This window comes from Oleiphilus sp. HI0123 (assembly GCF_001635315.1).
Genome location: NZ_LWGE01001151.1, coordinates 1 through 9,875 on the forward strand (window position 1 = coordinate 1; position 9,875 = coordinate 9,875).

General features: G+C 44.1%; 8 protein-coding genes. 5 read left to right on the forward strand and 3 right to left on the reverse strand.

All coding sequences use genetic code 11. The annotated features are described in order from the left end of the window. A partial coding sequence (locus tag A3761_RS12230; protein ID WP_197473030.1) for an ATP-binding protein occupies positions 1-186 on the forward strand: 186 nt, incomplete at its 5' end. Positions 187-266: 80 nt separating this feature from the next. On the opposite strand, the gene A3761_RS12235 is transcribed toward A3761_RS12230, so the two are convergent. Both A3761_RS12235 and A3761_RS12240 read right to left on the reverse strand, forming a co-directional pair. Next, positions 267-1,139 (reverse strand): 7TM-DISM domain-containing protein, encoded by an 873-nt coding sequence (locus tag A3761_RS12235; RefSeq protein ID WP_068507463.1) that lies wholly within the window; start codon positions 1,137-1,139, stop codon positions 267-269. A gap of 360 nt (positions 1,140-1,499) precedes the next feature. After that, the gene (locus tag A3761_RS12240) at positions 1,500-2,282 is read right to left on the reverse strand and encodes a hypothetical protein (protein WP_068507461.1); all 783 of its coding nucleotides are present in this window, start codon (positions 2,280-2,282) and stop codon (positions 1,500-1,502) included. A gap of 256 nt (positions 2,283-2,538) precedes the next feature. On the opposite strand from A3761_RS12240, the gene A3761_RS12245 reads away from it, so the two are divergent. Then, positions 2,539-4,713 carry a malate synthase G gene (locus A3761_RS12245; RefSeq protein WP_068507465.1) on the forward strand — a complete coding sequence of 725 codons (2,175 nt, stop codon included), beginning with the start codon at positions 2,539-2,541 and terminating at the stop codon, positions 4,711-4,713. Between the two features lie 77 nt (positions 4,714-4,790). Here the strand turns inward: A3761_RS12245 and A3761_RS12250 are convergent, their stop codons facing one another. Next, positions 4,791-5,759, reverse strand: coding sequence for a GNAT family N-acetyltransferase (locus tag A3761_RS12250; protein WP_068507459.1), 969 nt, complete (start codon positions 5,757-5,759; stop codon positions 4,791-4,793). Positions 5,760-5,882: 123 nt separating this feature from the next. Here A3761_RS12250 and A3761_RS12255 point away from each other — a divergent pair, with 123 nt between their 5' ends. The 3 genes from A3761_RS12255 to A3761_RS12265 form a co-directional block, all read left to right on the forward strand. Next, positions 5,883-7,004: a cupin domain-containing protein gene (locus A3761_RS12255; protein WP_068507457.1), complete on the forward strand. Its 1,122-nt coding sequence runs from the start codon at positions 5,883-5,885 to the stop codon at positions 7,002-7,004. A 213-nt stretch (positions 7,005-7,217) separates the two neighbouring features. Then, entirely contained in the window at positions 7,218-8,039 is an 822-nt protein-coding gene (locus A3761_RS12260; protein ID WP_068554318.1) for a hypothetical protein, read from the forward strand. A gap of 3 nt (positions 8,040-8,042) precedes the next feature. Beyond that, the coding region (locus A3761_RS12265) for a cache domain-containing protein (protein ID WP_156491819.1) at positions 8,043-9,875 on the forward strand (1,833 nt) is incomplete at its 3' end.

Consider the following 9,875-nt stretch of genomic DNA (forward strand, 5'->3'; position numbering starts at 1 on the left):
GGCAAACTATATGAGAAAACAAGTGTGATTATCACGACTAACTTAAGCTTTTCAGAGTGGAGCCAAGTCTTCGGTGACGCAAAGATGACAACCGCATTACTTGATCGACTAACGCATCACTGTCACATCATTGAAACAGGTAACGAAAGTTACCGCTACAAAGAATCTACTAATAAACGAATTTAAAACTGGAAATAAAAGAAAAGTTCAGGCCGTAATCTGGCCTCTCAGGCGGGTCAAAATTAAGTGCAAAAGCAGGGTCAGTTTTACATGCAAATTAACAGGCGGGCTGCCGTATTGCCTTTATACCAGGAGTAGAGGCCGATGCTTAAACATATGACTTGTGAAAGCATGGTTACGATTGTGCTGATGCTAATGATGTATTCGTATTCGATAATAAAGCAGAGTAAGCTTGTGGCAAAAGCTAGCGCCGCCAAGACTTTAATTGACAGGTCAAGCTTGAGAGACAGCACTCTTAAGTTGATGTAGGCGCGACAATATAAGAAGCCGAATGCAACGCTCATATTCATGAAGAAGGGGATGCTGATTTTCTGCCAATAGAGAGAGTTTGGCCATAAGGCTTGGAAGGCAACCCCTTTAATCCCACCCAGGTACAAGAAAAAGCAGATAAAGATACCGCTTAACCAGATATACATGACGTCTCTTAGGAATACGGCATTTACTGCTGAAATAAATAGCGCAAGAATTACGATCCCATAGAGAATGCCGAGCAGTAGCTTAACTTTATCTATTTCATGAAAGAAGGTGTCATTGGGCCATATTTGAAGGGGGACAAACATCGAACTAGAGGTATCGATGCGCATATAAAAAGTTTGGCTTTCGTTGGCTGGCGTGTTGTGTAAAAAAACGATATTTCGATAATCGATGTCTCGTTGCTCAAAGGGATAAGCATCACCTGCGATTTCTTTAGTATACTCGCCCTCACTATCTGGTATGAAGTATTCAATTGAATCAAGGATCGGGTAGCGAACCTCAAGGTACCAGCGTGTGGCTTCTGGGCTTATGTTATCGACTGAAAAGCGGAGCCAATATACTGAGTCAGTAAATCCTTTTGCAAGGCCATCGTTGGGAGCATTTTGCCATTTTAGACCATTATTATACTTTGAGTCCGCGGCCATAATATCTTCAAAAATAGAATGCCGTCTTTATCTTCGATGTATTGGGTGTAAATGCCTATATTTTCGGGTATTGACTCAGCGCTGAGCTTGTATCCGGGAAGTTGTTCAGAAAAAGCATAACGCCCTACAACGATGAGGATTAGTAATAGTAATAATTTAGCTAATGGGTGGCTGAGCCTGATTTTTCTCATCTAAACGGCTTTTTTATTTTTTGAGGTCGTCCAGAGAAGTTCATTGTGGACAGAATAGGTAGAGCTCGATCAGCCGGGCTAATTATGGAGCTCTTCTAAATATTAAAAATAGTACATAATGTCAGGAAAATCCTATTTTAAGATGCAAGAGAAGAGAAAAAACTTGTTTTTAGTCGTATGAATTCTTCTTTTGCCATTGGTCTTCGTCATCGAGAAAGCTATCCCACTCTTTGTTGCCTTCTTGTTTTTTAGCTTCTTCTTGTTCTCTGAATTTTTTGTTGTGTTGATCCGCTACTTCATCAAGCGCTTTGATTTTGGCTTTGTAAAGCGCAATAGCTTTTGCGGCCTGAGGGTGTTTGGCAAACTCTTTAAATGCATCAATTGCACTGTGGTAATTATGAATTGCAACTCTGGGCTTGCCATTGGCATTTGCCGCTTCGGCTCGGCCACAGAATAAGTCTGCTTTGGATTGGCAAATCGAAAGACTGATGTGATCCAGATATTTTTTTGCACTGCCGGCATTCAGACGCTTGGCCTTATGTTGTGACTGAATAAAGCGTTGAAGTACCTCCAGGTAGCCTCTCACTTCTTTGGCTTTGGCTTCTGTTTTTACGGGGACTGCCGGAAATTTGGGGTTGTTTTCGCGTAAGTTCTTTAGATAGTCATGATCAGCAGTGAGGTAACCTTGTAGGCGCTCGGTTTTATTTAAAATGATCAGTTCATTAAGCGTTTCAACTGAGCGCTCGGCGATCATGATGCGTAGCTCGTTGTTTAAGTACTGCGGGGGCAGGTCGTGAATCAACTGTTGCATGCGGTTATGTCGCTCAGTCAGCACATTGGTTTTGCGAATGCGCTCAACACGTGCTCGCTCGCGCGCTTGAGAAATATAAATAGCACCAATGCAAAGAAATATGATAGCAACGATGGCGATTGTAATAGTGGTTGTTGACATAGCTAAGATCTTAAAAAATATACAAAAGGTTAAACTGAAATTGCTTATACCTTTGAGTATAGACCAGCGTTTGTGATTTTCTATCTGGGATTTAGGGTGAAATGGTAAATGATTGTGCAAACTTTGATCGGATAGAATTTGGGGTTTGTCACATTTTCATGTAAAATCTGCCGCCTTTATTACGCACCTGGCGAAGAAGTTTACTTTTGCTAGGGGCAATTTCCTTGTTATTTCAAGTGTTGAGGCTGATACAAAGATGACAGAGCGCGTTCAAGCTGCAGGCCTGCAGGTCGCAAAAGAGCTATTCGATTTCGTAAACGAGAAAGCAATTCCAGGTACAGGCGTCGATCAGGATGCATTTTGGGCTGGTTTCAGCGCAATCGCTAATGAGTTGGCACCACGTAACCGCGAGCTGCTTGCAAAGCGTGATGACCTTCAAGCTAAGATTGATGCGTATCATTCTGAGCGTAAAGGCCAGTCTTTGGATTTCGCAGAGTACAAAGCATTTCTTCAGGAAATTGGTTACCTGGTAGAAGAAGGCCCGGCATTTGAAGCAACGACTGAAAATGTAGAGCCAGAGATCGCTGAAATGGCTGGCCCACAGCTAGTTGTGCCAGTAATGAACGCTCGTTTCGCATTGAACGCTTCTAACGCTCGTTGGGGTTCTTTGTACGATGCGCTTTATGGCACGAAAGTTATTTCTGAAGAAGGTGGCGCTGAAAAGGGCCCAGGTTATAACAAAGTACGTGGCGACAAGGTTATCGCTTATGCTCGTGGTGTATTAGACACGGCTGCACCTTTGGCTAAGGGTTCTCACGTCGGTACAACAAACTACGCAATCGTTGACGGTAAGCTTGCCGTGACACTGGCTGACGGTTCTACTTCAGGTCTAAAAGAAGAAGACAAATTTGTTGGTTACACCGGCGACGTAGCTGCACCAACATCTATTCTTTTGAAGAACAATGGTTTGCACATCGAAATCCAAATCGATGCGACTAGCCCAGTTGGTTCAACTGACGCTGCTGGCGTTAAAGATTTGATCATGGAAGCGGCACTGACCACTATCATGGACTGTGAAGACTCTGTTGCTGCGGTTGACGCAGAAGACAAAGTGACGACTTACGGCAACTGGTTAGGCCTAATGAAAGGCGATCTGGCTGAAGACGTAAGCAAAGGCGGTAAGACATTTACACGTGTGATGAATGCTGACCGTGAATTCACGGGTGTTGACGGTAATACTTTCTCTTTGAAAGGTCGTTCAATGTTGTTCGTTCGTAACGTAGGTCACTTGATGACTAACCCTGCGATTCTTTTGGAAGACGGTTCTGAAATTCCTGAAGGCATCATGGACGGTGTTGTGACAGCGCTTATCGCTATTCACGACTTGAATGGCAATAGCCCATTCAAGAACTCTACAACAGGTTCTGTCAATATCGTTAAACCTAAGATGCACGGCCCAGAAGAAGTGGCTTTTGCTAACGAATTGTTTGCACGTGTTGAAGATGCACTTAACCTGCCTCGCTTCACGATGAAGATGGGTATTATGGATGAAGAGCGTCGTACCACTGTTAACTTGAAAGAATGTATCCGTGCAGCGAAAGACCGTGTTGTATTCATCAACACAGGCTTCCTTGACCGTACCGGTGATGAGCTACACACGTCAATGTTGGCAGGTCCTTTTGTTGCTAAGACTCAAATGAAGCAGCAAGTTTGGATTAACGCATACGAAGATTGGAACGTTGATACAGGTTTGGAAACAGGCCTACAAGGTCGTTCACAGATTGGTAAAGGCATGTGGCCGATTCCTGATGAAATGGGCATGATGATGGAGCAGAAAGTGGGCCATCCTAAAGCGGGTGCTAACACGGCTTGGGTTCCTTCTCCTACTGCCGCAGCACTTCACGCAATTCACTATCATCAGATTGATGTATTTGCGGTTCAAAACGAACTTAAGACTCGCGAGCATGCAAACGTAGATGACATCTTAAGCGTTCCACTAATGTCTGCAGATGAAGTTAAGGCGCTAACGCCTGAATTCATTCAGAACGAAATCGACAACAACTGTCAGGGTATCCTGGGTTATGTTGTACGTTGGGTTGATCAGGGTGTTGGTTGTTCTAAAGTTCCAGATATCAACAACGTTGGTTTGATGGAAGATCGTGCAACATTGCGTATTTCTTCTCAGCACGTGGCGAACTGGTTGGAGCACGGTGTTTGTACCAAAGAACAGGTTGAAGAAAGCTTGAAGCGTATGGCAGCGATTGTTGACGGCCAGAATGCGGGTGATTCTGAATACATCGCCATGGCACCGTCTTTTGACGGCATTGCTTTCCAGGCAGCTTCTGATTTGATCTTCAAGGGCAAAGAGCAGCCAAGTGGTTACACAGAGCCGCTACTTCATGCTTACCGTTTGAAGTTTAAAGCGCAATAAGTGTTTACTCAGCCCCTGCTTATGTAGGGGCACAAAAAAACCGGCTGAATGCCGGTTTTTTTGTGCGTATTGATTAGCTAAATACTTAGGCGGCGCATATTGGCAGAGGGTTTAGCGTATTGCCAATGTTGGTCAAAGCTATCTCTGAGTCTCTGTGCGATCATATGATTGCTGTAGTTAACGAAGCCCGTGTAGCTATCCAGGTCTTTCCGGTAGATGCCGGCGTCAAAATCAACCGTTGTAATCATATCGCGGGGCCTGCTGGCGCCTCTTGGAATCACTCTTAATTCGATGAAGCTGGTCAATTTCTGGGCGAGGTCAATAAGTGGATTGTGATAGCCTGCACCAGTTCGATCATCGATTAATAGTATTCTAATTTTTGCCTGCGAGTTCCTCTTCGATAGATTCAATAGACATTGACGGATGTAGCTTTCTTTAAAGATAGGGTGTGTGATTGTGTCGGAAAGTATGGATATTTGTCTCTGGGCCTGTGAAAGCATGCTTCGATGAAAGCTAACAAACTGGTCTTGGTTATTGTACTTATATAAATGATTATCCTGAGATATTAACAGTGCCTTCCGTCCATCTGTTGACAAGTGAGGCTCTTCTGCTCGGACTTTAATATAATGCCTCAGACAGGGCATTTCCATATGGTATATCCCATCACGATTAGGCTCTTTGGCTGTCACGAATCCTTGAGAGGCAAAGAAGGCCTGATATTCTTGAAAGCATTCCAGGTAGAGCTCATCATAGTTAGACTTTGCGGCAGCTTTCATCGCTCGATGCAGAAGCTGGCGACCAAAGGACTTTCTTCTGCAGGAAGGGTGAATATATAGCTTATGGATATGGGCAGAGCTAGCGTCGTTATGCTTAACGACAACGTAGCCAATAATGTTATCACTGGCGACAAGTGCCTGGATAAAACCCTTCTCTACTTGATGAGCCTTATGAATATGCAGCCAGTCGTTATCGAGCTTGCATAGGCGACGATGTACCTCTAATGGAAGTTTATCCAGGGCATAAGTTTGGATTTTAATTTGACTCATAATATTTCAAATGATGTTACTGCATTATCAATCCATTATTATATCATGCTCAGAATAGAACAGCTGGGGTATGCAGGTCTACCGACTTTACCTGCTTTTTGCTAATTAAGAATAAGGCTCGCTATGTTGCACAATTTTGATGTTCAGGATTTTTTACTCAATTACTGGCAAAAAAAACCAATGCTTATTTCCAAGGCTTTTTCGGACCCATATTGGTTGGAGCCAAGTGAATTAGCGGGTTTAGCCTGTGAGGAGGATGTCGAGTCCCGAATAATTATGCAGTCTGATCAAAAGTGGCAGGTCGAGTGTGGGCCTTTTGAAGAAAGCCGGTTTCCTACTCTACCCAAGAGGGATTGGACGCTTCTGGTTCAAGGTCTTGATCAGTGGTCACCTGAAGTGGCGGAGATTTTAAGGTCTTTTGATTTCTTACCGAGCTGGCGTCTGGATGACATAATGGCTTCGTATGCGCCGGTTGGGGGAACCGTTTCCCAGCATTATGACTTTTTTGATGTCTTTCTAATTCAAGGAGAGGGGAGCAGAAAGTGGCAAGTAGGTCAGGTTTGTAGCGCCGACAGTGAATTGGTACCAGATACCTCTGTGCGTATCCTGACTGAATTTGAGCCTAAATTGGAAGTAACCTTGGAACCGGGTGATATCCTTTACATTCCCGCCAAGCATGCGCACTTAGGAGTCTCTGTAGAAAACAGCATGACCTATTCAGTTGGTTTTCGCGCTCCGAGCATTCGAGATATTGTCGACGGTGTAGCGACAGCAGCCTTGGAGGGCTTGAAAGAGGATGAGCGTTATCAGGATAGCATCGAGGCTTTAAAAGCTGCCCGAGGTAATATCCCTGAAGCTGCTATCACTCGCTTGCGTGAAATGTTGAGCGAGGCCTTGACCAATGAGACCTTGCTTGCAAACTGGCTAGGGGAGTATGTAACGGAAAGGAAGTATCCTGAGCTTGAGCTTGTCGGCGAAAGTATTGAGGATTGGGAGTCGCTCCTTGGTGAGGGTGAGCTAATTCAGCGTAACCCTGCTTCACGCTTTGCCTATACCACCTTCAAGGAGTGTCTGCTTTATGTTGATGGTACTTCTTATAAATGTTCAGCCGCATTGGCTGAAGAACTCGCCGACAGACAAGATCTTTGTCGTCAGCGAATACTAGATTTAGTTTCAGATAAACAGGATAAAAGCGTTATTGCCAACTTATTGGAAAGCGGTGCATTAGTGCTCGGAGATTTGTAGGCAGAGGTCACTGTGCCTCGCTAGGTGCTTCGAGCTATGTTTGAGCTAGCTCATGCTTGACTTACTATCTTCGTTAATAATATCCAGATTAAAAAGGCGGAGAAGGTGACGCCTAGTTTTCAAGATTGGAACAAATTTTTGCTGAACAATGCTTTTCGAGAAACTCTATAGGTGTTTGTGAAAATTCGGCTTTGAAAAAGCGCCTAAAGCCTGATGCTGTTTGAAAGCCAATATGGTTTTTATAATGAGACTCGGGATATTCCCCATACCCGAACGGGGGTGGTGATGCCGCAAGCCGTTTATTTTGACATGACTCGTAACTCCTTTTATTCCGCTGATGGTGTGGAATTCTTTGGTTCTTATGACCTATCTGGTGAGCCTTTAGCATTTCAACTTTTCTTGAGCCAGCCTGTTGCTGATAAAGATGAGTTGGAAGAGGCCTCACAACTTTCTCCAAGCAAACTCAAAGGAGATCGTAGCCTGTTAGCCAAAATAATATATGGAGAAGAGTTTGATGGTTGGCGTGCCTCCATAACGTACTTCAAACCAGAGTACGAAGTATCAGTTGAGTTTCCTGCAGGTGACGACCCTTTACTTATGATTGTTGAGCCTGACGCGTCATTTTACTCCGAAAATATCGTGACATCACTTGAATACAACCAATTCCAATGGTCTGTCACGTTTGAGTATTTGCGCCATAAATTCCAGACTAATATTCCGGCACTGGCAAGCGAGGCTGTTAATGATTTTTATGAAGAAGCTTATTACTTGCAGAGTGTTTATCGTTTTGATGAATTCTGGGAAATGTATGCTCGCTATGAACAAACAAAGCTGAGGGGCTCGTCAGACCCAAAGAGCTCATTTGACGATGCTAATTTTGGTCTGGCATTTAGACCTGATGAGAACTGGCTTCTTCGCGCTGAGATTCATTATATTGAGGGTTACTCGAGGTTGTTTAGTCGTGATAACTCGATTTCAGACGAGCAGGATCCATACTGGACAGCAGTTCTTTTTCAGCTCGCCTATAGGTGGTAGTAGATGATTGACGAGACATTACCCTCAGGATGGAAAGACAAAGGTTTTAACATTAATTGGCAAACGTTTGGAGCGATTAGCCTTGTATTCACATTAATTGTGTTGGCCTTTTCTTTGTTGATGTCTCAGTGGAAAACGCATGAGTTTGAGTCTAACCGGCTTATTGTGCATGCCCAATATGAACAGCAATTAAATCGTTTGATAGAAACTTCTGCGGATAAAGTGATACAGCTAGCGAACTCGGCAAGTTTGAATAAAATTTTAATGGAGGCAATCCGGGGAAACGATGTCGAAAGTTTTCGCAGTGAAATAGAAGAGCTTGATTGGAATTTACAAGCCGATGGGGGATTGTCAGTATTGGCTTTGTTTGATACTCAGCTTGGTATATTACACTCGACTGACTCATTGCAACACCAAGAGAGTGTTAGGGAGGTGCTCCAGAGAGAAGCGCCCTCTTGGCGTGTAGATTGTAACTCTGTTTGCCGAATTGTGACTTACACTGCCATGCTTTATCAGGGGGATGTTTTGGGTGTCATCGTTCTGGCAGAGCCATTAAGTAATGTAATGCTTAGGTTTCAGCACGTCTCAAATATTGATACGGTTTTGCTAAGCAAGAATACGGACCCATTTAGTGCAGGGGTCAAGGGGCTGCCTGTTTCTCCATTTTGGGAGCGTGATCTAATGGCTTTAACCAACCCCTTGGAAAGCAGAGTCGTGCTTGATCAGGCTTCGCGTTCGTACTCTCTTGATGAATTAAGTCGCCGAATTCAGGTTTTGGATTTGTCTCCAAATATTTATGAATTGAAGGCGATGCCTTTGCAGCAAAATCAACTAGTTGTAATATCAAATGTGTCTGAAGACTACTCCTTATTAGATCAAACGATCTCTCAAACGTTCAGTTATAGTTTCTTAGCGTTGCTTGTCGGTGAATTTCTACTGTTTATACTATTACGCCAGCCTTTACGTAAGCTACATCGTGCCGATGCAGTTGAGCGCTTGGCAGTCGAAACGTCAAATGCTTTGGATGCACGCACAGAAGCTTTGGAGCGCGAGAAACTATTATCAGAGAGTGTGAATGACTCAGTTCCTGTGGGTATCGCAGTAGTTGATGGTGGCGGGCGCTTATTGTCTGTTAATCGCTATCTAAAATCTTTATTTGAATTAAGCTCAGAAAGTCTCGAAGGGAGCTCGTTGGATTCTCTCATTCAGGCTAAGGGGGGCTTAGTCTCCCGGCGGCTTGAGGATATCACTAGAGGGGTTTTGTCAGAGTTTGAACATGTTGCTTATATCACTTCTGTGTCAGGGCATCAGCACTGCCTTTCTTGGCGTTATACGCCTGTTTATGGAGAGCAGGAAGAGTCTGTCTCTATCTCGTCTCGGCAAGTTTTGGTCATCGCGACACCTTTAGCTGAACCAACTATTGTAGATGAGAGGAAATGGTTGGATGTTCATGATACTGAAACAGGTTTGTTAAACCAAAAAGGTTTAGAAGCGCGCCTGACTGATTTGATTGGCAGAGACGACCAAGCGTCACATGCCCTTGCATTGTTGCGAATAGAGTCTCAGTGGCGTGATGAGGTTAAAGCGTGCTTATCAACAGAGTTGGATAGCGCATTTAGTCTTGTTAGTTTGGATCGAAATGAAGTGGCGATATTGATGCCTTCAACCTCACAACCGGATGCGGCCGGGAACCTGAAGCACTATTGTCGGTCTATCGGTGAAATAACACAGAAGGGCATTATGCCTTTAGGTGGTTTGCATGTTTTCACTTCCGTAGCGCGAGATCCTTTAACACTTATTCAGCACGCTAGAGATGATTTGGCCAGACGAATGTGC

Coding starts and splice junctions, on each gene's coding strand:
- A3761_RS12235 (WP_068507463.1), bottom strand. CDS start 1,139: ATGGCCGCGGACTCAAAGTATAATAATGGTCTAAAATGGCAAAATGCT.
- A3761_RS12240 (WP_068507461.1), bottom strand. CDS start 2,282: ATGTCAACAACCACTATTACAATCGCCATCGTTGCTATCATATTTCTT.
- A3761_RS12245 (WP_068507465.1), top strand. CDS start 2,539: ATGACAGAGCGCGTTCAAGCTGCAGGCCTGCAGGTCGCAAAAGAGCTA.
- A3761_RS12250 (WP_068507459.1), bottom strand. CDS start 5,759: ATGAGTCAAATTAAAATCCAAACTTATGCCCTGGATAAACTTCCATTA.
- A3761_RS12255 (WP_068507457.1), top strand. CDS start 5,883: ATGTTGCACAATTTTGATGTTCAGGATTTTTTACTCAATTACTGGCAA.
- A3761_RS12260 (WP_068554318.1), top strand. CDS start 7,218: ATGCTGTTTGAAAGCCAATATGGTTTTTATAATGAGACTCGGGATATT.